Consider the following 20,254-nt stretch of genomic DNA (forward strand, 5'->3'; position numbering starts at 1 on the left):
AGGTCATGCGGTACATCGAGCGCGACGCGCGCATCGTCTGGAGCGCCAGCGACCTCAAGGCTGCGGCCGAGTGCGAGTTCGCGTGGCTGCGCGCGATCGACGCCAAGCTCGGGCGCATCGCCGCCGTCGACGACCCGGTCGATGCCACGCTCGAACGCGCCGCGCGTCTGGGCACCGCGCATGAACTCCGCGTGCTCGACGAATACCGGGCGCGCCTCGGCGCAGCGGTGCACGAGATCCCCGCTGCCCGGTCCTCCGACGCAGACGCCCTCGCCGAGTCCGTGCGCCTCACCGACGCAGCGCTCGCAGACCCCGCGGCCGAGGTCGTCTACCAGGCGGCCTTCGCGACCGATGAGTTCGTCGGCTTCGCCGACTTCCTCGTGCGCGAACCCGAGCCCGGAGCCGACGGCACCCGAGCCGACGGCACGCGACCGTGGGTCGTGCAAGACACCAAACTCGCACGTCGCGCTCGCGTCACGGCCCTGATGCAGCTCGCCGCCTACGTCGACCAGCTCGACCGGCTCGACGTACCGCGGTCCGCCGAGGTGCAGCTGCTACTCGGCGACGGCTCCACGAGCACGCACCGCGTCGACGACCTTCTCCCCGTCTTCCGCCTCCGGCGGGAGCGCCTCCGCGCCCTCATCGCCGATCGCGCGGTGGGCCTCGGTGCCGCGGGACCCGTCATCGGATGGGGCGATGCGCGCGGTGACCTCGGGGTCGTCGCCTGCGGACGATGCGCGACCTGCGAGATCGAGGTCGTCTCCCACCGTGACCTGCTGCTCGTGGCGGGCATGCGGCCCGTGCAGCGCGATCGCCTGCGGGCGGGCGGCATCCAGACGATTGACGCCCTCGCCATCGCCGCCGAGGCGCCCGCCGCCATGAGCGCCGACACGTTCGCGTCGCTGCGCACGCAGGCGCGACTGCAGCTCGAAAGTCCCGCGGGCGTGCCGTCCGAAGACGACCCCGCGCACGCGGTCCCCACCTTCGAGGTCGTGGCGCCGAAGTCGCTCGGGGTGCTGCCGCGTCCCGACCACGGCGACCTCTTCTTCGACTTCGAGGGCGACCCGCTCTACACCGAGGGCGTCGGCGAGCACTGGGGGATCGACTACCTGTTCGGCTGGATCGACACGCGCGAGACGTACGGCGCGCTGTGGGCGCACACCTTCGATGAGGAGCGCGCCGCACTCGAGACGTTCCTCGACATGGTGACGCTGCGCCGCCGGCAGTACCCCGACATGCACATCTACCACTACGCCCCGTACGAGCCGACTCACCTCCTGACGATGGCCGCACGCTACGGCGTGCGCGAGGCCGACGTGGATCGGCTCCTGCGCGACGGCGTCTTCGTCGACCTCTACCCGGTCGTGAGGCGAGCGCTCCGTGTGGGATCGCGGTCGTATTCGATCAAGAAGCTCGAGCCGCTGTACATGGGCGACGAGGTCCGCACGAGCGACGTCCAGCGCGGCGACGACTCGATCGTGAAGTACGTCGAAGCGCGTGCGCTCGCCGCCGACGGCGACACCGAGGCCGCCCAGACGGTGCTCGACGATCTCGCCGACTACAACCGGTACGACTGCGTCTCCACCCGCCGTCTGCGCGACTGGCTCGTCGATCGCGCACGAGAGTCCGGTGCTGTGCCCGCACGCAGCGCAGAGCCCGATGAGCAGGCCTACGAGCCGTCCCCCCGGGCGACCGCTCTGCAGCGGTGGGCCGCCGACGCGGCTCGACCGGGTTTCGACACTCCCGATGCCACGGCGCTGCGCCTCGCGGCCGCGGCGATCGACTACTACCCGCGTGAAGAGAAGACCTATTGGGCGACCCACTTCCTCCGGCTGCGGGAGCCCGTGTCGGTCTGGGAAGAGACGCGCGATGTCGTGGTCGTGGACGCTGCCCGGTCCCGTGTCGTGGCCGACTGGCACATCGCCGAGTCGGGTCGCGGATCCGAGCGTCGACTGGTCGAGCTGCGGGGAGAACCCGCCCCCGGCACGCGCCTGAGTGTGGATGCCGACCCATTCGCGATCTACGACCTGCCCGCCCCGTTCCCGATCGAGACCCGTCCGCGATGGATCCACGGCGCGCGCCGCGTCACCGTGCGCGAGGTGCTCGACGACGGCGCGATCGTCGAAGAGATCGCGGCCGACGGTGTCACGTGGCACGAACTGCCGCTGGCACTGACTCCCGCGGCGCCCCCGCGCTCAGGCAACCAGCAGAAGGCGATCGACGCGTGGGCCGACGCCGTGCTGACCGCTGCGCCGACGATCCCGCACGGACCCGCCGCCGACATCCTGCGGCGCATCCCCCCGCGCACCCTCTCCGGCGCCCTCGCACCGGTGGCCGCCCTCGCGGTCGCCGGCATGGCCGACACCGCCGTGAGCGCCGCCTCAGGCGACGACGAAGTCACCGCGATCGCCCGAAGCGTGGCCGATCTCGACCACAGCTATCTAGCCGTTCAGGGTCCTCCCGGAACCGGCAAGACCTACGTCGGATCGCACGTCATCGCCCGGCTCGTCGCCGAGCGCGGCTACCGCATCGGCGTCGTCGCCCAGTCGCACGCGACGATCGAGCACATGCTCGACCAGGTCATCGCGGCGGGGGTCCCGGCGTCCCGTGTCGGCAAGGCCCCCAAAGACCCGAGCCTCGCGCACGCGTTCACGGTGCTCCCCAAGAACGGCGTCGCCGCCTTCACCGCTGAGAACGCCGCGGGCGGGTTCGTCGTGGGCGGCACCGCATGGGACTTCAGCCACGAGGCCCGCATCCCCCGGGGGAGCCTCGACCTCCTCGTCATCGACGAGGCGGGGCAGTTCTCCCTGGCGTCCACCATCGCCGTCTCGCTCGCGGCTCAGCGCCTGCTGCTCCTCGGCGATCCGCAGCAGCTCCCGCAGGTGAGCCAGGGCACGCACCCCGAGCCGGTCGACACCTCGGCGTTGGGGTGGATCATTGACGGCGCAGAGGTGGTCCCGCCTGAGCTCGGCTACTTCCTCGCCCGCACCCGCCGCATGCATCCCGCCGTCGCCGGGCCCGTTTCGCAGTTGTCGTACGAGGGGCGTCTCGCCGCCCACCCGTCGACCGCCCTCCGGCGGCTCGACGGCATCGAACCCGGCGTCCACGTCGTTCCGGTGCGTCACACGGGCAACTCCACCTGCTCGGTCGAGGAGGCCGCCGAGGTGGCGCGCCTGGTCGCCCACCTGGTGGGGCGTGAGTGGACCGGTGCCGAGGGCGGCGCGGGCGACAGTGCGACCGTTCGGCCGCCCCGCGCCCTCCGCCCCGATGACATCATCGTCATCACGCCGTACAACGCGCAGCAGGTGGCAGTGGAAGAGGCTCTCGCCGCTCAGGGCTTCGCAGACGTGCCCGTGGGCACGGTGGATCGATTCCAGGGCAAGGAGGCCGTGGTGGCCATCCTCACGCTGGCCGCGTCATCGGGACGCGAAGCACCGCGCGGGCTGGAGTTCCTCCTGCTGCGCAATCGCATCAACGTCGCGATCTCGCGCGCGATGCAGGCGGCGTACATCGTGTACTCTCCGGCGCTGCTCGACGACCTGCCGCGCACGCCCGAGGGCGTCGCACGGCTGAGCGCCTTCGCACGTCTCGTCGCCGGGGCCGACTGACCGCTCGCCTGCGTGTCAGGCGGTGCCGGGCGGACGACGCCCGGGTGTCAGACGGTGCTGGGCGGACGACGTCCGGGTGTCAGACGGTGCTGGGCGGACGACGTCCGGATGTCAGACGGTGCCGGGCGGACGACGTCCGGATGTCAGACGGTGCCGGGCGGACGACGCACGGATGTCAGGCGCTGCCGGTCGGACCACGCCGGGTGTCAGGCGCTGCCCGGCGAACCCCGCCGGGGCGTCAGGCGGTGCCGTACAGGCGGTCGCCGGCGTCACCGAGACCGGGCACGATGTAGCCCCTCTCGTTCAGACGCTCGTCGACGGCGCCGAGCACGAGCGTGACGTCGTGACCCTCGACCTGCTTCTCGATCGCGGCGACGCCCTCGGGGGCACCCAGCAGACAGATCGCCGTGACGTCCTGCGCCCCGCGGGCGAAGAGGAATTTGATGGCCGCGCCGAGCGAGCCTCCGGTGGCCAGCATCGGGTCGAGCACGAAGCACTGGCGGTCGCTGAGATCGTCGGGGAGGCGCTCGGCATAGGTCGTGGGCTCGAACGTCTGCTCGTCGCGCACCATGCCGAGGAAACCGACCTCGGCGGTGGGCAAGAGCTTCACCATGCCTTCGAGCATGCCGAGACCGGCGCGCAGGATCGGCACGACGATCGGACGGGGCTCGCTGATCTTCACACCCTCGGTGGTGGTCACCGGGGTCTGGATCTCGATCGGCTCGACGCGCACGTTGCGGGTCGCTTCGTACGCGAGCAGCGTCACGAGCTCCTCGGTGAGCTGGCGGAACACCGGCGACGACGTCTGCACGTCGCGCAGCACCGTCAGCTTGTGGGTGATGAGAGGGTGGTCGGCGACGTGGACACGCATAGGCTCAAGGCTAACGGCTTCCCCCGTGCGACCCCGTCCCTTTTTCCGGAGCCCCGTGACCCCCACCGCCCGTGACCTCGCCGCGATGCACCGGGCGTTCGCGCTCGCCGCAGCGGCGGCGTCCGACGGTGACGTGCCCGTGGGCGCCGTCGTCCTGGGTGCCGACGGGTCGATCGTGGGGGAGGGACGAAACCTCCGCGAACGCACGAACGACCCCACCGCGCACGCCGAGATCGTGGCGTTGCGCGAGGCGGCATCCCGGATCGGGTCCTGGCACCTCGCCGACTGCACGCTCGTGGTGACGCTGGAGCCGTGCGTGATGTGCGCCGGCGCGATCCTGCAGGCGCGGGTCGCGCGCGTGGTGTTCGGATCGTGGGATGCCAAGGCCGGTGCCGCCGGATCGATGTACGACGTCCTGCGCGACCGCCGTCTGCCGCATCGGGTCGAGGTCGTCGGCGGGGTCGAGGAGCAGACGGCCGCCGCTCAGCTGCAGGCGTTCTTCGAGGAGCGCCGCTGAGACGGATCGGCGGCATCGCGGGGGTGCCACCGCACGGCACCGACGAGCCGCGCGCACCGGCACGCGAGGTTGCGTCTGCGACTCCCATCGGCCGGGCGCTACGTGGCGGCGCGGGCCGACACCGTCCGCCGGGCTCAGCGCGGCTGAATCGGCCGCGACCGTCTGCCGGGCTCAGTGCGGCAGTATCGGCCGCGACCGTCTGCCGGGCTCAGCGCGGCTGTACTCCACGACCCCGGCCGCCTCGCTCAGCGCGGCTGTACTGCACGACTCGCCCCGCCTCGCTCAGCGCGGCAGCAACGGCAGCACCTCGGCGCCGATCTGATCGGCGTGATCGACGTCGCGCAGGTCGAGGAGTTGGAAGTACACGCGCTCGGCTCCGAGCGCCTGCAGTCGGTGCACCTTCTCGGCGACCTGCTCGGGGGTGCCGATGATGTTCGCTCCGTTGTCGAACTGCCCGCGGGACTGCCCGACCGCTTCGGACCGGCGTGAGATCTGGGCCTCGTCGCGGCCGACGATCGTGGGCAGTGCGACCGAGAGCTTCAGCGTCTGGGGGTCGCGACCGATGGCCTCGCACGCGGCTCGGACGACGGCGAACTTCTCCGCCACCACGTCTTCGGAGACGAAGCCGATGTTGAACTCGGTCGCGTAGCGCGCGGCGAGAGCGGGGGTTCGCTTCGGGCCGCCGCCACCCACGATCACGGGCACGGGTGACTGCACCGGCTTGGGCAGGGCCGGCGCCTCTTCCAATCGGTAATGCTCACCGTGGAACGAGAAGGTCTCGGCATCCGGAGTCGACCAGAGTCCCGTCACGACCTGCAGCTGCTCGTCGAGCAGATCGAATCTCTTGGCGGGGAACGGGATGCCGTACGCGAGGTGCTCGCGCTCGAACCAGCCGGTACCGAGTCCGAGTTCGACGCGGCCACCCGACATCGCGTCGACTTGGGCGACCTGGATCGCGAGGATCGCGGGCACGCGGTAGGTCACCGAGGAAACCAGTGTGCCGAGGCGGATGCGCGATGTCTCCCGAGCGAGACCGGCCAGCGTCGTCCACGCGTCGGTCGGGCCGGGCAGCGGGTCGCCCTCGCCCATGCACAGGTAGTGGTCGGAACGGAAGAACCCGTCGAGACCGTGGCTCTCGGCGGACTGCGCGAAGGCGAGCTGGTCGTCGTACGAGAACCCCTGCTGGGGCTCGGTGAACAGGCAGTACTCCACGGGGACCTCCGGGGGAAAGGGGACGGCGCCGCGTCAGTCGGCGGAGCGCAGGATGATCGCCTCGGTCGGCGGGGCGGGGTCGGCGGGGCGTCCGACATAGCCGATGTGGGTGAGCAGCGCCCGGCGGAACTGCGCGGGCCGCTCGAGGTGGACCGAGTGTCCGGCGCCGTCGACGGGAACCTCCGTCACCTCGCCGCCCGCGGCCGCGTACGCCGCCAGGACGTCGCGCGTCTGCGACACCATCGGCTGCGCCGGGGCGACATCGGCTCCGGGCCAGCCCGGCACGACGCCGAGCGAGCCCAGGTGGTTGAGGTCGGAGAACGACGTGTCGGAGACGATGGCATCCGCGGTGCCGTAGATCCAGAGGATCGGGGGCTTGGCCGCGAGGTCGACGATCCCGGACACGTCGAAGTACCTCGGGGACAGGGTGTTGAGCACGCCCGTCGTCCCGGGCGCGAAACCGGGCCAGGTCGACGTCGCGACGGCATCGCCGGGGTAGTTGCCGCCCGCTGTCGAGGTCGCCAGCATCGACTCGACCCAGACGTCCTCGTGCTCACTGGTGTACCCCGGTGCGACGTAAGCGGAACGGAAGACCGAGCGCGGAGACGTCGGGGCGTCGGCCGTGGTGTCGTGATCGATGAGGCGCTGCACGAAGTCGTCGTTGGCGGCACCGGCGCCCGTGCCGGCGTCTTCGTCGGAGAGCCGCGAACCGTCGCGGCGAGTACCGCCGAAGCCGTACGGCGACACCGGCGACTGCAGCGTGAGCGAGAGCACCGGGTGGTCCAGTGCGTACTGCAGCACGACGCCGCCGCCCATCGACCAGCCGACGAGGTGCGCCTCGGAGACGCCGAGGGCCTGCAGCGTCGCGTACAGGTCGTCGCTGAAGTCGCGGACGCCGCGGGTGGCGTCGATCGGAGTGTGCTCGGTGCGGCCGAAGCCGCGCAGATCGACCGCGAGCACGCGCAGCTCGCTCGGCAGGTCCTGCATGATCTCCTGCCAGAACAAGGAGGAGGAGACGTTGCCGTGCACGAAGACGATGGTGTGGTCGGCCGTCGTGCCGGGGTCGTCGCCGGCGCGTTCGAGAACGTTGACACCGAGCCGGTCCGTCTCGACCAGACGTGCGGTGATGCCGTCGAAGAGTGTCATGGCAGGTCCTCCGTGTCGCTCAACGGTGCTCCCGTACACCGGTTCCGACTCTAACGCGCGCCCCTAGCGGCCGCACTCAGGCTTGCGCTGGAGCGCCGCTCGCGCGCGCCCGCAGCGCAGACCGGCGGACGGCGCCCCACCATCGCTTTCGTTCGCGCCCGCGGCCCGCCTTCCGCCGAACGACGCCGCCGGGCGGATGTCAGGGGTGGTTCGTAGACTGAGGGCATGACGGATGCCACGACCTCGCTGCCCCCGATCGCGATCATCGGTGCGGGCTCGATGGGGGGAGCCATCCTCCGCGGTCTCGTCGCCGCGGGGCTCACCGGCGGCGGAGTCACCGCGACCAATCGCTCGATCGCGAAGGCCGCTGAGCTCGCCGACCTGGAGGGCGTCACGAGCGTCGCCCTCGAAGCGCAGCCGGCCGGAAACGCCCATGCCGTGGCATCCGCCGACATTGTGATCATCGGCGTCAAGCCCGCAATGGTGCCCGACTTGCTGATCGACATCGCCCCGCACCTCCGACCCGGCGCGGTGGTGGTGAGCCTCGCGGCCGGTGTGACGCTCGAGACCTTCGCTCACCACCTCGGCGACGACGTCGCCACGCTGCGGTCGATGCCCAATACCCCGTCTCTCGTCGGCAAGGGCGTCACGGGTCTCGCGGCGGGTCCCGCGGCTTCCGACGACGATGTCGCCGTCGTACGCGCCCTGTTCGAGACGGTGGGGTCGGTCGTCGAGGTGCCCGAGGCGCAGATCGACGCGCTGTCCACCATCTCCGGTTCCGGCCCGGCCTACGTGTTCCTCCTGGTCGAGGAGTTCACCAAGGCCGCCGTCCGCATGGGCTTCGACCTCGACCAGGCGCGACTGCTCGCCGAGCAGACCTTCATCGGTGCGACGGCCCTGCTGGCCGCCTCCGACGTCGACCCCGCAGAACTCCGCCGTCGCGTCACGAGTCCGAAGGGCACGACCGAGCGGGCGATTGCGGTTCTGCAAGAAGCGCGCTTCGACGACACGTTCACCGTCGCCGCCGAGGCCGCCCTCGCCCGTGCCGAAGAACTGGCCGCCGGGGGCTGAGCCATGCGTCTGCGGTTCTCAGGCCCGATCTGGTTCTGGCGCGGTCCCGCGCCGTTCCACTTCGTCACCGTGCCCGAGACCGAGGCGGCGATGATCGCCGAGATCGCGCCCGTGGTGACGTACGGCTGGGGCATGATCCCGGCATCCGTCACGATCGGTGCGACGACCGTGACGACCGCGCTCTGGCCCAAAGACGGCGGATACATCGTGCCGGTCAAGAAAGCGCTGCAGGATGCCGAGGGTCTCGCGCTCGACGACGAGGTCGAGGTCGTGCTCGACATCGACGCCTGACGCGGTCGTCTCTCGCAAGAAACGCCCCCGCAGCGAGGAACGCCCCGCCGAGGCGTTTCGCCAAGCGGAAAGCGTCTCTCGCGGCGGAAAGAAGCCGGCCGGTCGGGCGCGGTGCGCGCCGGGCGAGATACGACCGGTTCAGCGGTCGAGCGCCGCGAAACGCTCGATGTCGGAGTTCGTGCCCGAGACGATGATGAGGTCGTGGTTGGTCACGACGGTGTTGGCCTCGGCGTACCGGAACGGGCGCCCCGGGCTCTTCACGCCCACGACGGTGACGTTGTACTTCGAGCGCACGCCCGACTCGTTCAGTCCCACCCCGCGCACCAGTTTCGGCGGGTACATCTTGGCGAGCACGAAGTCGTCGTCGAAGCGGATGAAGTCCAGCATCCGCCCGCTCACGAGGTGCGCGACGCGCTCGCCGGCCTCGGCCTCGGGGTAGATGACGTGGTTCGCCCCCACGCGGGCGAGGATCTTGCCGTGCGACTGCGAGACCGCCTTCGCCCAGATCTGCGGCACCTTCAGGTCGACGAGGTTCGCCGTGATGAGCACCGACGCCTCGATGAGCGACCCGACGGCCACGACCGCGACCTGGAAGTCCTGGGCGCCGATCTGGCGGAGCGCGTCGATGTTGCGGGCGTCGGCCTGGACGGCATGGGTGACGCGCTCCGACCACTTCTGCACGAGTTCGAGATTGCCGTCGACGGCGAGCACATCGCGGTCGAGTCGGTCGAGCTCTCCCGCGCACGCCGCGCCGAATCGGCCGAGACCGATCACCAGGACGGGCGCGTCGCTGCGAATCCGTTCAACCAACGATCGGCCTTTCCACGGGCAGCGCATACAGCTGCGATCGAGAAGCCGCGGCGACCGCCGCGGCGAGAGTCACAGTACCAATGCGCCCCATGAACATCGTCGCCGACATGACGTATACGGCAGGGTCGGGCAGCTCGGCCGTGAGCCCGGTCGAGAGCCCCACCGTCGCGAAGCCCGAGATGACGTCGAACAGCACGTATTCGATGGGGGCGTCGGTGATGCGGCTGATGGTGACCGTCGAGATCGCGACGATGGTCGCGCCCCAGGCCACGACCGAGAGGGCGACCCGCTGGACATCGCTCGGGATGCGCCGGCCGAAGGCCTGGACGGACGGACGTCCCTTCGCCTCGGAGAACACCGCCAGGGCCAACACGGCGAGGGTTGTGACCTTGATGCCGCCGGCGGTGGAGGCCGAGCCCCCGCCGACGAACATGAGCATGGAGCCGACGATGAGGGTCGCGCCGTTCAGGTCGCCGATGTCGATGACGCTGAAACCGCCCGACCTCGTCATCGCCGAGAGGAAGAACGCCTGGAACGTGGTGTCCCATGCATCCATTCTCCCGAATGTGAGGGGGTTGTCGTATTCCAGAAGCAGGATGAACCCCGCGCCGAGCACGAAGAGGATGACCGTGGTGATCAGCGTGAGCTTCGTGTGCAGCGACCACAGCCGGAAGCGCCAATGGTGCCGCCACAGGGTGAAGATGACGGGGAAGCCGATCGAACCGAGGAACACACCCAGCATCAGCACCGTCAGGAGGAAGTAGTCCTGCGCGAAGGGGGTGAGCCCGTCGGCGTTCGGAACGAATCCGGTGTTCGTGAACGCCATCGCCGCGTAATACGGCGCCTCCCAGAGGGCGACCAGGGGGTCGATCCCGCCGACCACGAGTGCGGGGTAGATGAGCACGGTCAACCCCGCCTCGATGACGAGGGTCGACAGTGCCACCGTGCGCAGCAGCTGACCGACCTCGCCCAGGCGCACGGTCTGGCCCTCGTTGACCGGCCCGCCGTGGGCGCGGAGCGGGTTGCTGTCGCCCGCGGCGATGAGCTTCGCCCGCAGCCCCAACCGCTTGGAGATCACCAAACCGAGGATGGATGCCAGGGTGAGCACCCCGAGGGCGCCGACGTTGACGCCGACGTAGGTGATCGCGTGGCCGAGCGGCGACCAGTGCGAGTACATGTCGACCGTCGAGAGCCCGGTCACGCAGATAGTCGACACCGCGGTGAAGAGGGCATCGGCCAACGGTGTGACCTGGCCGTCGGCCGCAGCGGCGGGAAGCGAGAACAGGGCGGTGAACAGCAGGATCAGCGTCACGAAGACCAGGACCGCGAAACGCGCGGGAGAGGCGGTCGTCAGGTTGCGCAGACGATCCCATGCCGTGAACGCGATGCGACGTAGTCGCACCGGCAATCGCACCTCGTTCGGCGTCGCCGCCATGCGCCGCTCCCTTCGGTGCCCGAACCCGAATCATGGTACTCGGGCCGGGGCTTGGCTAATCTGATGCCATGGCGGACATCTTCGATGTGATCGCTGACGGAACGCGTCGCGACATCCTTCAGCTGCTCCTGGACCGGGCAACCGGTGGCGAGCGCGGAACCAGCGTGTCGCAGATCGTCGCGGCCTTGGGCGTCAGTCAACCCACCGTCTCCAAGCACCTCAAGGTGCTGCGGGAGGCCGAGTTGGTGTCGGTCCGCGAGATGGGGCAGCACCGCTACTACAGCCTCGCCGTCGCGCCCCTCGACGAGGTCGACGACTGGCTGGTGCCCTTCTTCTCCATCGACGAAGAGAACGAACCGGCTCTCCCGGAGTCCGCCATGCACGCGGCCGAGGTCGTCGGCCGCGCAGCAGCGTCCGTGAAGCACTCCTTCTCGACGGCGCTGCGCAAACTCCCCGGGCGGTGATCTCCCGGCGGAGATGACCACGGATGCCATCGCGTGCGGCATCCGGAATGCACACCCGTCACAGGCGGCGCACCGGTTTACAGCCGTCACGCCCAGACTCTAGAGTGTGGTCAGCATCAGGGTGAGTCCACCCGGAACGAGGGGTGAACGATGGCCGAGCTGCCCGACGTGCGGTTCCTGACGGTCGCCGAGGTCGCCGAGCTCATGCGCGTATCGAAGATGACGGTCTACCGACTCGTGCACGCCGGCGAACTTCCCGCGGTACGCTTCGGACGCAGCTACCGTGTGCCCGAATCGGCGGTCGCGGCGCTCGTGCAGCGACCGGTGTCCGACGTCGGCTAGACTGATCCGAGGCTTTTTTCCATCGCCTGCTGTTCCCGGGGGCCGAAATCGGCACCCAGACCCCGACTTAGTGAGGTTTTCCGTGGGTTCTGTCATCAAGAAGCGCCGTAAGCGCATGGCGAAGAAGAAGCACCGCAAGCTGCTTCGCAAGACTCGTCACCAGCGCCGCAACAAGAAGTAAAGCGGCTACCACACCGAGCGCCTGTCCGATGTGACGGGCGCTTCGTGTATCCGTCGCGGGTTCGTGACGCTCGGGCATCCCGGTCGTCGCCTCGCCCCTTCAGGAGGAGAAGCATGCAGTCCATCACGGTCCACGACCTGCACGCGGGGCGTGAGCGCCCCCTGATCGACGTGCGCGAAGAGCACGAGTTCGCTGCGGGCCACGTGCCCGGCGCGGTGAACCTGCCCATGTCGAGCCTGGGCGAGCACCTCGACGAGCTGCCGGCCGAGCCGTTCGACGTGATCTGCCAGATCGGCGGCCGATCGGCGCGAGTGGCCGAAGCGCTCGCCGCGCGTGGTCACGACGTGACGAACGTCGAGGGTGGCACGGGTGAATGGGTCGCGGCGGGATACGCCGTCGAGTCCTGAGCGCGTCCGAGCCTCCTAGGATGGAGGCGTGACAACCCTCACGCTGATCGGCAAGCCCGACTGCCATCTGTGCGACGTGGCCGAGCAGATCGTCGAGACGGTCGTCGCCGATCTTCCCGCGAGTCTCGCCGAGCGCGTCGAGATCGAGCAGGCCTCGATCACCGACGACGCGGCGCTGCACGCCGTGTGGTGGGAGAAGATCCCGGTCGTGCTCATCGACGGCGAACTGCACGCCCACTGGCGAGTGTCCGCCGACCGTCTGCGAGCCGCGCTCATCGCGGCGGATTCCGAAGGAGCCTCCTCGTGAGCATCCGTCACATCGTCCTCTGGAAGCTCGCGGCCGACGACGCCGACACCCGGGCACTGCACGCCGAGCAGATCGCCGACAAGCTCCTCGCCCTCCGCGAGATCGTGACCGAGATCGACCAGATCGAGGTGGGCCGCAACGTCGTCAATCCCCAGTCCAACTGGGACGTCGCGCTCGTGAGCGAGTTCGCCGACGCCGCCGCCCTCGAGCGGTACCAGGTGCACCCGGCGCACCAAGAGGTCGCGGAGTTCGTTCGCTCCGTCGTCGCAGAGCGCTCCTGCGTCGACTACCCGTTCTGATCACCGCTCGGCCGGCGCCCGGGACTCCCTCTCCCGCGAGTGCATGCTGCAGGGTGACGTGCGGTGCGATACCGCGCCCCGAATGCGCAGCCGCCGTCAGTCCTGGGAGAGGACGCTCGCCGGCACGGCTGCGAGAGCGATGCGCACGCGGGCGTCGTCGTCCAGGCGTCGTTCCGCAGGGTGTTCGACCACGACGCGGCTGCCGTCGGCGGTGAGGACGGTCGAACGGCGCATGCTGCCGAGGAACGTCGTCTCCTCGACGATGGCATCCACCCCCGGCGTGTCCGCGTCGACGAGCACCACGTTCTCGGGTCGTACCACCACCTCGCAGTGACCGTCGTGGGCCGTACCGGCGAGGGGCAGGCGCTGTCCCCAGACCTCCACGACAGCGCCCTCGACGATCCCCGGCACCGTGCTGACCGGCCCGAGGACCTCCGCGACGGCGGCATCTCCGACACGTCCGTAGACGTCGGTGGGGGAGCCCCGGGCGATGATCCTTCCCTCGTCCATCACGACGAGTTCGTCGGCGACGGCTGCGCCCTCGGCGGTATCGCGTGTGGCCCAGAGGGTCGTCACTCCGCGCTCGCGCAGTTCGCGGACCAGGCGATCACGCGTCTCGGCGCGGGCGGTGGTGTGAAGCGCTGCGAGTGCGTCGTCGAGCACGAGGGCTCGCGGGCGGGATGCGAGGACCCGCGCTACCGCCCAGCGCTGGCGGTCGCCGAGAGCGAGCCGGGAGACGGCGGCGTCCGATGCCTCCAGCCCGACGAGCTCGCACAGCCGGTCCGTCTCGAGGTCGGGGTCGACGACGCCGGCATGACGAGCCGCTGCCGCGATCGACGCGCGCACGCGGACAAAGCGCGGGGCCGCCGCACGGTCCGCCACCCCGGGCAGGCGCGGGGCCGCAGCGCCCGTGCGTCCCTCGACCTGCACCGTTCCCCCGTCGCAGCGCTCGGCGCCGGTGGCGAGTCTCAGCAGCGTCGAGGCCCCGCATCCCGACGGGCCGACGATCACCGCGATCCGACCCGCCGCGATCTCGAGGTCGATGTCGTGCAGCACGCGTACGCCCGCGCGATCACGGCTGACCCCGCGGAAGACGATCGACCAGCCCCGGGGGCGTGGCGCACGCCCGGTTCCCGCGGGTTCCACGGGCGTGACGGCGACCATGCGCCCACGTTAGGGGTCGCCAGTGACACGCGAACGCCCGGGGAGTGAACCCCGGGCGTCGCTCGGTCGAATCGTGGACGTCGGTGCTTACGGGGCCAGGCGGGTCGGTCCACGGAACAGGTAGGTGACTTCGCGGATGGACGACTCGCCCAGCAGAAGCATGAGGACGCGCGCCAGGCCCATGCCGAACCCGCCGTGCGGCGGGGCGCCGAAACGGAAGAAGTCGAGGTAGAAGTCGAGGTGCTCGGGGTCGAGACCCTTCTCCTTCGCCTGCTCGATCAGCACGTCGACGCGGTGCTCGCGCTGGGCGCCCGTCGTGATCTCGACCCCGTTGAAGAGCAGGTCGTACGACTTCGTCAGCCCGGTCTCTTCGTCGCGCATGTGGTAGAAGGCGCGGATCTCGGGGTGGTAGTCGGTGATGAAGACGAATTGGTGGCCATACGTCTCGGCCACGTGCGCCGCGATCTGGCGTTCGCCCTCGGGATCGAGATCGCCGTCTGTGCGCGGGATGTCGTATCCGCGGGCGGCGACGATCTCGCGCGCCTCGGCGAGGGGGATGCGGGGGAAGGGCACCGACGGCACCTGCACCTCGACGCCGAACAACTCCTGGATCTCGGCGCCGTGCTTGTCGGCGACGGCCTGGAACGCCGTCTGGAGCAGTTCCTCCTGCATGCGCGCGACGTCGTCGTGCGAATCGATCCAGCTGATCTCGGCGTCGATCGAGGTGAACTCGGTCGCGTGGCGGCTGGTGAAAGAGGGGTCGGCGCGGAAGGCGGGGGCGATCTCGAAGATCTTGCCGAAGCCGGCGACCTGGGCCATCTGCTTGAAGAACTGCGGGCTCTGAGCGAGGTAGGCGGTCTTGTCTTCGAAGTAGGGCACCTCGAACAACTCGGCGTTGGACTCCGAGGGGGATGCCATGAGCTTGGGGGAGTGGACCTCGATGTAGTCGCGCTCGACCCAGTACGTGCGCATGGCGTGCTCGAGGGTGGTCTGCACGCGGAAGATGAGGTTGTTGCGGCGCTGACGCAGGTCGAGGAAGCGCCAGTCCATGCGCTTGTCGGGGCTGCTGTCGGCGGCGATGGGCGTCTCGGGGTTGGCGGCGGCGGCGATGACGAGCTCGCCGACCTTAATCTCGACGCCGCCGAGCTTGACGCGCTCGTCGTGCTTCAGCTCACCGCGCACGGTCAGGAACGTGCCGGTAGCGAGAGCGCCGACCGTCTCGGTCAGTGCCAGAGCGGCGGCATCCTGCTCGGAGCCGTCGTCGACGGGCCGCGTCGCCGGGTTCACCAGCTGCACGGCGCCGGTCTCGTCGCGGAGGACGACGAACTGCACCTTCTTCTGATCGCGCACGGTTTCGACCCATCCCGACACCTCGACGGCGCCGGCGGGGAGGGATTTCAGCTGGTTGACCAGGACGCGTTCGCTCACGATCGACCATCCTACGTGCGCCGGTCGCGCGGCACCGGGACCCGGGCGCGGGCATCGCGGCATCCCTCCGCTCGGGGCCAACCCCCAGGATTCGCGCGCGCCCGGGCTCTAGCCTGAAAGGGGCGCCCGTTCGGGCGGCCGATCACCGAGCGCGAAGGCACCCGATGACCGACACCACACTCACCCTTTCTCTTCTCCGAGCCGGCTCCGGCTCCGGCGAGGGGCAGTCGTGGCTGACGTCGCTGGCCGACTGGACCGTCTCGCTCATGGAGATCATCGGCCCCGTGGGTGCGGGCGTGGCCATCGCGCTCGAGAACCTCTTCCCGCCGCTGCCCAGCGAGGTCGTTCTGCCGATGGCGGGGCTGACCGCCAGCCGCGGTTCGTTCACGCTCTTCGAGGCCCTGCTGTGGACGACCATCGGATCGGTCGTCGGTGCGTTCATGCTCTACGGCCTCGGCCGGTGGCTCGGAGCCGCGCGTCTGCGCGCCTTCGCCGCGAAGATGCCGTTGCTGCACCCCGAAGACGTCGATCGGACGGTGGCGTGGTTCGAGCGGCACGGCGGCAAGGCGGTGTTCTTCGGGCGGATGATCCCGATCTTCCGCAGCCTGATCTCCATCCCCGCGGGGGTGTCGAAGATGCCCATGTGGCGCTTCGGACTGCTCACGGGCGCCGGCAGCTTGATCTGGAACACGATCTTCGTGCTCTCGGGGTACCTGCTCGGCGAGAACTGGCACATCGTCGAGGAGTACGCCTCGATCCTGCAATACGTCGTGATCGCCGCGGTGGGTGTCGGTGTGGCCCTGTTCCTCTACAGCCGCATCCGTTCTCTCCTCGGAGCGCGCAAAGACGCCTGATCGCCCGCGGTATCTCCACGTCGAAGCAACCGGCGTCCCCGCTCAGTCAGACCACAGAACCCGCGCCTAGACTGGCTTCGTGACCGCCGATCGCCTGCATCTCGTGCGCCACGGAGAGGTCCACAACCCCCGTCGCGTGCTCTACGGTCGGCTCCCGGGATTCGGGCTGAGCGTCGCAGGACGCCAGATGGCCCGTCAGGCCGCCGTGTTCGTGCGCGGGCTCGACCGGCCCGTCAGCGCCCTGGTGGTCTCCCCGCTGCAGCGCACGCGCGAGTCGTCCGAGCCCTTCACCGAGATGTTCGGCGTCGACGCCTACATCGACGACCGGGTGATCGAGCCGACCAATGTCTTTGAGGGACGGCGCATGAAGCAGGCGCTGGCCAACCCCCTCAACTGGCGTCACCTCCACCGTCCGGCGGTGCCCAGCTGGGGCGAGCCGTACGAGCGCATCGTCGCCCGGATGACGGATGCCATGGCCGACGCCTGGGAGCGGGTGCCCTCGGGCGACGTCGTCGTCGTCTCGCACCAGCTGCCGATCTGGGTGACCCACCTCGCCCTCTCCCACCAACCCACCCGCCACGACCCCCGCAAGCGCCGGTGCGCGTTGTCGAGCGTGACGAGTTTCGAGCGGCGAGACGGCGCCGACGGCTCGACGCGCTGGGTCGAGGTGGCGTACGCCGAGCCGGCATCCACCGCCGGAGCCGTCGACGTAGGAGCCGTGTGATGCGCCGAATCCTCACCGCCGCGGGGTCTCTCGCCGCCGCCGCGGCCCTCGTGGTGGGCCTGGCGGCCTGCACCGCCGACCCGCTCGCCGACCAGTACCGCGCCGGTGACAACAAGGGCTACATCGCCGCGAACGGTTTCCAGACCGCTGAGATCCCCGCCGACAGTCGCGGGGAGCCTGTCGACTTCGCCGGCACGCTCGACGACGGTTCCACCGTGTCCAGCTCCGACTACGACGGCAAGGTGCTCGTGGTGAACTTCTGGTACGCCACCTGCGGCCCGTGCATCATCGAGGCGCCGCGTCTCGAGCAGGCGTACAAGACCTTCGAGGGGCAGGACGTCGCCTTCCTCGGCATCAACACCTACGACCAGCCCTCGACCGCGCAGTCGTTCGCGCGCGACCACGACATCTCCTACCCGAGCGCGATGGCCGTCAACGACGCCGAGCTGAAGCTGGCGTTCAACGACAAGACGCCGCTGAACGCCACCCCGACCACCCTCGTACTCGACAAGCAGGGGCGCGTCGCGGCGCGCATCGTCGGCGAACTGCCCGAGGCCTCCATCCTCGAGGCGATCGTGCGCACCCTGGTCGCGGAGGGCGCGTGAATCCGGGAGCCCTCGTCTTCGACGGGGCGCTGTGGGTCGCCGTGCCCATCGCCCTGGCCGCCGGCCTCATCTCGTTCCTCTCGCCCTGCGTGCTGCCTCTCGTGCCGGGCTACCTGGGCTACATCGGCGGTGCGGTCGCCCCCCGAGGGGGCTCGGCATCCGCCGGTCGTGGCCGCCTGCTGGGCGGAACGCTGTTGTTCATCGCCGGGTTCACGCTCGTGTTCATGGCATTCAACGTGCTCGGAGGTGCCGCGGGGGCGTTCTTCACCCGCTACGGCGACGTGATCACCCGCGTCCTCGGCGTGGTGATCATCTTGATGGGGCTCGTGTTCATCGGCCTGTTCGGTGTAGCGCAGCGGTCGGTGCGGATGCAGGCCAAGGGCAATCTCGGTCTCGTCGGGGCGCCGCTGCTCGGTATCGCCCTCGGTGTCGGCTGGACGCCGTGCATCGGACCGACGCTGACGGCCATTCTGTCGGTGTCGTACAACCTCGGAGACCCCGGCCGGGCCGCCCTGCTGGGGCTGGCCTACTCGCTGGGTCTCGGCATCCCCTTCCTCCTCCTGGCGCTCGGTTTCGGATGGGCGACACGGTCCGTCGCGTTCCTGCGCAAGCACATCCGCGCGGTCAACATCGTCGGGGGAGTCCTGCTCGTCGTTCTGGGACTCGCCATGGTGACCGGTGTCTGGGGCGCGTGGATGTCGTCCCTGCAGGGGGTGATGAGCGGTGTCCAGCTCCCCCTCTGATCCCTCGCGAAGGGAGCCCACGGACGGCGTCCTGCGCCCGTCCGACCACGCCGACTCCGCCGCGGCATCCGATTCCGACGACATCACCCAGCCGCGGTTGGGTGTCGTGGGGTGGGCTCGCTGGGGCTGGCGTCAGCTCACGTCGATGCGCACCGCCCTCGTGCTGCTGCTGCTCCTCGCGATCGCCGCCGTGCCGGGCTCGCTCGTGCCGCAGCGCACCGCGGATCCCAACGGTGTGACGCAGTACTTCACCGACAACCCCGACCTGGCTCCCGTGCTCGACAACCTGAGCCTCTTCGACGTCTACACCTCGCCGTGGTTCTCGGCCATCTATCTGCTGCTGTTCATCTCGCTGATCGGCTGCGTGCTGCCCCGCACCAAGCACCACTGGAAGGCTCTGCGCTCGCAGCCGCCGCGCACCCCCGCGCGCCTGTCGCGCCTCGACGATCACCGCACCCGCACGATCGCGGTCGACGGGGATCCGGATGCCGCGGCATCCGCCGCTGTCGACACCGCCGCAGCTCAGCTGCGAAAGAGCGGCTACCGGGTGGCCCGTTACGACGGTCGCGGGACGTTCTCGGTGTCGGCCGAGCGCGGCTACCTGCGTGAGACGGGAAACCTCGTCTTCCATGCGGCCCTGGTCGGCGTCCTCGTCGCGGTCGGTTTGGGTGGCGGTTTCACCTACACCGGGCAGCGCGTGCTCGTGGAGGGTCAGGCGTTCGCGAACAGCCTGCTCGACTACTCCTCGTTCAACCCCGGCCGCTTCGTCAGCGGCGACACCCTCACGCCCTACTCGATGACGCTCGACCAGTTCGATGTGAGCTACGTGCCTCCCGGACAGCCCGGTGCCGGCCAGGCCGGCGACTTCGTCGCGCACGTGACCACCCAGGCTCCCGGTGGCGACCCCCAGGACGGCGAGGTGCGGGTCAATCACCCGCTCGACGTGCGCGGGGACCGCGTCTACCTCCTCGGAAACGGGTACGCGCCCACCGTCACGATCCGCGACGCCGACGGTCGAGAGGTGTTCCACGACTCGGTCGCCTTCCTTCCTCAGGATGCCAACATGACCTCGCTCGGCGTCATCAAGGTCGCCGACGGCCTGCCCGAACAGCTCGGCCTGCTCGGCTTCTTCTATCCGACGATGGACGTGCTGCCCTCGGGGGCGCTCACCTCCACCTTCGGTGACCTCGAGTATCCGGTGCTGACGTTGCGCGTCTACGAGGGCGACCTCGGCATCGACGACGGCACGCCCCGCTCGGTGTACACGCTCGATCCCTCGGGCATGACCCAGATCGCCGGCGGCGACAGCGGCAATCCGGCTATCCAGCTCATGCCCGGCCAGACGGAGGACCTCCCCAACGGCCTGGGCACCATCACGTTCGAGAACGAGGCCCCGGCCGGCGCGTCCGGCTACGACGGGTCGGTCAAGCGTTTCGCATCGCTGTCGATCCACCGGGATCTGGCGGGACCGTGGGTGCTCGCGTTCGCCCTGCTCGCGCTGTTCGGCCTGCTCGCGGCACTGTTCGTTCCGCGCCGACGCATGTGGGTCAAGGCCACCCCGTCCGCGAACGGGGTGTCTATCGAGTACGCGGGCCTCGCGCGCGGCGAGGACCCGACCCTCGCCGCGGCCGTCGACCAACTCGTCGAGAAGCACGGCACCGCTCTGCCAGCCCAGAGTCGGCCCGACACCGACGCGCGCCCGCGACCGACCGGTCCCGAGGCCGGATCACCCACACCTCCGCAGAGCCAGCCCGACACCGGAAAAGTAGACTGAG

The 20,254-nt window shown here is 69.9% G+C and carries 22 protein-coding genes; 15 read left to right on the forward strand and 7 right to left on the reverse strand.

Features of this window, described 5'->3' with window-relative positions; translation table 11 throughout:
* Nucleotides 1–5: 5 nt before the first annotated feature.
* The gene (locus ASF76_RS07820) at nt 6–3,608 is read left to right on the forward strand and encodes a TM0106 family RecB-like putative nuclease (RefSeq protein ID WP_055957115.1); all 3,603 of its coding nucleotides are present in this window, start codon (nt 6–8) and stop codon (nt 3,606–3,608) included.
* A gap of 238 nt (nt 3,609–3,846) precedes the next feature.
* On the opposite strand, the gene upp is transcribed toward ASF76_RS07820, so the two are convergent.
* The gene (gene upp, locus ASF76_RS07825) at nt 3,847–4,479 is read right to left on the reverse strand and encodes a uracil phosphoribosyltransferase (protein ID WP_055955695.1); all 633 of its coding nucleotides are present in this window, start codon (nt 4,477–4,479) and stop codon (nt 3,847–3,849) included.
* Between the two features lie 85 nt (nt 4,480–4,564).
* Here upp and tadA point away from each other — a divergent pair, with 85 nt between their 5' ends.
* Nucleotides 4,565–4,996 (forward strand): tRNA adenosine(34) deaminase TadA, encoded by a 432-nt coding sequence (tadA, locus tag ASF76_RS07830; protein WP_055957117.1) that lies wholly within the window; start codon nt 4,565–4,567, stop codon nt 4,994–4,996.
* Between the two features lie 282 nt (nt 4,997–5,278).
* Here the strand turns inward: tadA and ASF76_RS07835 are convergent, their stop codons facing one another.
* Together ASF76_RS07835 and ASF76_RS07840 are read right to left on the reverse strand one after the other, a co-directional pair.
* Complete coding sequence (locus tag ASF76_RS07835; RefSeq protein WP_055955697.1) at nt 5,279–6,208, reverse strand: LLM class F420-dependent oxidoreductase; 930 nt, start codon at nt 6,206–6,208, stop codon at nt 5,279–5,281.
* A gap of 33 nt (nt 6,209–6,241) precedes the next feature.
* Nucleotides 6,242–7,354 carry an alpha/beta hydrolase gene (locus ASF76_RS07840; RefSeq protein ID WP_055955700.1) on the reverse strand — a complete coding sequence of 371 codons (1,113 nt, stop codon included), beginning with the start codon at nt 7,352–7,354 and terminating at the stop codon, nt 6,242–6,244.
* 225 nt (nt 7,355–7,579) lie between these two features.
* Between ASF76_RS07840 and proC the strand changes: the two genes are divergently transcribed.
* Together proC and ASF76_RS07850 are read left to right on the forward strand one after the other, a co-directional pair.
* Nucleotides 7,580–8,425: a pyrroline-5-carboxylate reductase gene (gene proC / locus ASF76_RS07845; RefSeq protein ID WP_055955702.1), complete on the forward strand. Its 846-nt coding sequence runs from the start codon at nt 7,580–7,582 to the stop codon at nt 8,423–8,425.
* A gap of 3 nt (nt 8,426–8,428) precedes the next feature.
* Complete coding sequence (locus ASF76_RS07850; RefSeq protein WP_055955705.1) at nt 8,429–8,716, forward strand: DUF1905 domain-containing protein; 288 nt, start codon at nt 8,429–8,431, stop codon at nt 8,714–8,716.
* Nucleotides 8,717–8,854: 138 nt separating this feature from the next.
* Here the strand turns inward: ASF76_RS07850 and ASF76_RS07855 are convergent, their stop codons facing one another.
* Nucleotides 8,855–9,526 (reverse strand): potassium channel family protein, encoded by a 672-nt coding sequence (locus tag ASF76_RS07855; RefSeq protein WP_055955708.1) that lies wholly within the window; start codon nt 9,524–9,526, stop codon nt 8,855–8,857.
* Nucleotides 9,519–10,961 carry a TrkH family potassium uptake protein gene (locus tag ASF76_RS07860; RefSeq protein ID WP_156459178.1) on the reverse strand — a complete coding sequence of 481 codons (1,443 nt, stop codon included), beginning with the start codon at nt 10,959–10,961 and terminating at the stop codon, nt 9,519–9,521. The genes ASF76_RS07855 and ASF76_RS07860 overlap by 8 nt, the downstream gene beginning before the upstream one ends.
* A gap of 68 nt (nt 10,962–11,029) precedes the next feature.
* Between ASF76_RS07860 and ASF76_RS07865 the strand changes: the two genes are divergently transcribed.
* The 6 genes from ASF76_RS07865 to ASF76_RS07885 all read left to right on the forward strand — a co-directional run bounded on the left by ASF76_RS07865 (nt 11,030) and on the right by ASF76_RS07885 (nt 12,961).
* Nucleotides 11,030–11,425: an ArsR/SmtB family transcription factor gene (locus ASF76_RS07865; protein WP_055955710.1), complete on the forward strand. Its 396-nt coding sequence runs from the start codon at nt 11,030–11,032 to the stop codon at nt 11,423–11,425.
* A 150-nt stretch (nt 11,426–11,575) separates the two neighbouring features.
* Nucleotides 11,576–11,767 (forward strand): helix-turn-helix domain-containing protein, encoded by a 192-nt coding sequence (locus ASF76_RS07870; protein WP_055955713.1) that lies wholly within the window; start codon nt 11,576–11,578, stop codon nt 11,765–11,767.
* Nucleotides 11,768–11,849: 82 nt separating this feature from the next.
* Nucleotides 11,850–11,948: a 30S ribosomal protein bS22 gene (locus ASF76_RS16680; protein WP_003792170.1), complete on the forward strand. Its 99-nt coding sequence runs from the start codon at nt 11,850–11,852 to the stop codon at nt 11,946–11,948.
* Between the two features lie 113 nt (nt 11,949–12,061).
* Nucleotides 12,062–12,355 carry a rhodanese-like domain-containing protein gene (locus tag ASF76_RS07875; RefSeq protein WP_055955717.1) on the forward strand — a complete coding sequence of 98 codons (294 nt, stop codon included), beginning with the start codon at nt 12,062–12,064 and terminating at the stop codon, nt 12,353–12,355.
* 28 nt (nt 12,356–12,383) lie between these two features.
* The gene (locus ASF76_RS07880; protein WP_055955720.1) at nt 12,384–12,662 is read left to right on the forward strand and encodes a glutaredoxin family protein; all 279 of its coding nucleotides are present in this window, start codon (nt 12,384–12,386) and stop codon (nt 12,660–12,662) included.
* Nucleotides 12,659–12,961: a Dabb family protein gene (locus ASF76_RS07885; RefSeq protein WP_055955722.1), complete on the forward strand. Its 303-nt coding sequence runs from the start codon at nt 12,659–12,661 to the stop codon at nt 12,959–12,961. The genes ASF76_RS07880 and ASF76_RS07885 overlap by 4 nt, the downstream gene beginning before the upstream one ends.
* A 96-nt stretch (nt 12,962–13,057) precedes the next feature.
* Here the strand turns inward: ASF76_RS07885 and ASF76_RS07890 are convergent, their stop codons facing one another.
* Entirely contained in the window at nt 13,058–14,125 is a 1,068-nt protein-coding gene (locus ASF76_RS07890) for an ATP-binding cassette domain-containing protein (protein WP_055955724.1), read from the reverse strand.
* Between the two features lie 87 nt (nt 14,126–14,212).
* Nucleotides 14,213–15,553, reverse strand: coding sequence for an aspartate--tRNA(Asn) ligase (gene aspS / locus ASF76_RS07895; RefSeq protein WP_055955725.1), 1,341 nt, complete (start codon nt 15,551–15,553; stop codon nt 14,213–14,215).
* 164 nt (nt 15,554–15,717) lie between these two features.
* Between aspS and ASF76_RS07900 the strand changes: the two genes are divergently transcribed.
* From ASF76_RS07900 to resB, 5 genes are all read left to right on the forward strand, one after another.
* Nucleotides 15,718–16,407: a DedA family protein gene (locus tag ASF76_RS07900; protein ID WP_156459179.1), complete on the forward strand. Its 690-nt coding sequence runs from the start codon at nt 15,718–15,720 to the stop codon at nt 16,405–16,407.
* Nucleotides 16,408–16,486: 79 nt separating this feature from the next.
* The gene (locus ASF76_RS07905; RefSeq protein WP_055955728.1) at nt 16,487–17,131 is read left to right on the forward strand and encodes a histidine phosphatase family protein; all 645 of its coding nucleotides are present in this window, start codon (nt 16,487–16,489) and stop codon (nt 17,129–17,131) included.
* Nucleotides 17,131–17,736, forward strand: a complete 606-nt coding sequence (locus ASF76_RS07910) for a TlpA family protein disulfide reductase (protein WP_055955732.1) — start codon at nt 17,131–17,133, stop codon at nt 17,734–17,736. The genes ASF76_RS07905 and ASF76_RS07910 overlap by 1 nt, the downstream gene beginning before the upstream one ends.
* Nucleotides 17,733–18,479 carry a cytochrome c biogenesis CcdA family protein gene (locus ASF76_RS07915; protein WP_055955735.1) on the forward strand — a complete coding sequence of 249 codons (747 nt, stop codon included), beginning with the start codon at nt 17,733–17,735 and terminating at the stop codon, nt 18,477–18,479. The genes ASF76_RS07910 and ASF76_RS07915 overlap by 4 nt, the downstream gene beginning before the upstream one ends.
* Entirely contained in the window at nt 18,460–20,253 is a 1,794-nt protein-coding gene (gene resB, locus ASF76_RS07920) for a cytochrome c biogenesis protein ResB (protein WP_055955738.1), read from the forward strand. The genes ASF76_RS07915 and resB overlap by 20 nt, the downstream gene beginning before the upstream one ends.
* Nucleotide 20,254: the final 1 nt, after the last annotated feature.

Source organism: Microbacterium sp. Leaf151, assembly GCF_001424225.1.
Taxonomy (GTDB): Bacteria; Actinomycetota; Actinomycetes; order Actinomycetales; family Microbacteriaceae; genus Microbacterium.

Bases quoted from the DNA above. Each gene is read 5' to 3' on its own strand.
- ASF76_RS07860 (WP_156459178.1), bottom strand. From the start codon at position 10,961: ATGGCGGCGACGCCGAACGAGGTGCGATTGCCGGTGCGACTACGTCGC.
- proC (WP_055955702.1), top strand. From the start codon at position 7,580: ATGACGGATGCCACGACCTCGCTGCCCCCGATCGCGATCATCGGTGCG.
- ASF76_RS07870 (WP_055955713.1), top strand. From the start codon at position 11,576: ATGGCCGAGCTGCCCGACGTGCGGTTCCTGACGGTCGCCGAGGTCGCC.
- ASF76_RS07840 (WP_055955700.1), bottom strand. From the start codon at position 7,354: ATGACACTCTTCGACGGCATCACCGCACGTCTGGTCGAGACGGACCGG.
- ASF76_RS07900 (WP_156459179.1), top strand. From the start codon at position 15,718: ATGACCGACACCACACTCACCCTTTCTCTTCTCCGAGCCGGCTCCGGC.
- tadA (WP_055957117.1), top strand. From the start codon at position 4,565: ATGCACCGGGCGTTCGCGCTCGCCGCAGCGGCGGCGTCCGACGGTGAC.
- ASF76_RS07865 (WP_055955710.1), top strand. From the start codon at position 11,030: ATGGCGGACATCTTCGATGTGATCGCTGACGGAACGCGTCGCGACATC.
- ASF76_RS07890 (WP_055955724.1), bottom strand. From the start codon at position 14,125: ATGGTCGCCGTCACGCCCGTGGAACCCGCGGGAACCGGGCGTGCGCCA.
- ASF76_RS07850 (WP_055955705.1), top strand. From the start codon at position 8,429: ATGCGTCTGCGGTTCTCAGGCCCGATCTGGTTCTGGCGCGGTCCCGCG.
- ASF76_RS07875 (WP_055955717.1), top strand. From the start codon at position 12,062: ATGCAGTCCATCACGGTCCACGACCTGCACGCGGGGCGTGAGCGCCCC.
- ASF76_RS07910 (WP_055955732.1), top strand. From the start codon at position 17,131: ATGCGCCGAATCCTCACCGCCGCGGGGTCTCTCGCCGCCGCCGCGGCC.
- upp (WP_055955695.1), bottom strand. From the start codon at position 4,479: ATGCGTGTCCACGTCGCCGACCACCCTCTCATCACCCACAAGCTGACG.
- ASF76_RS07820 (WP_055957115.1), top strand. From the start codon at position 6: ATGCGGTACATCGAGCGCGACGCGCGCATCGTCTGGAGCGCCAGCGAC.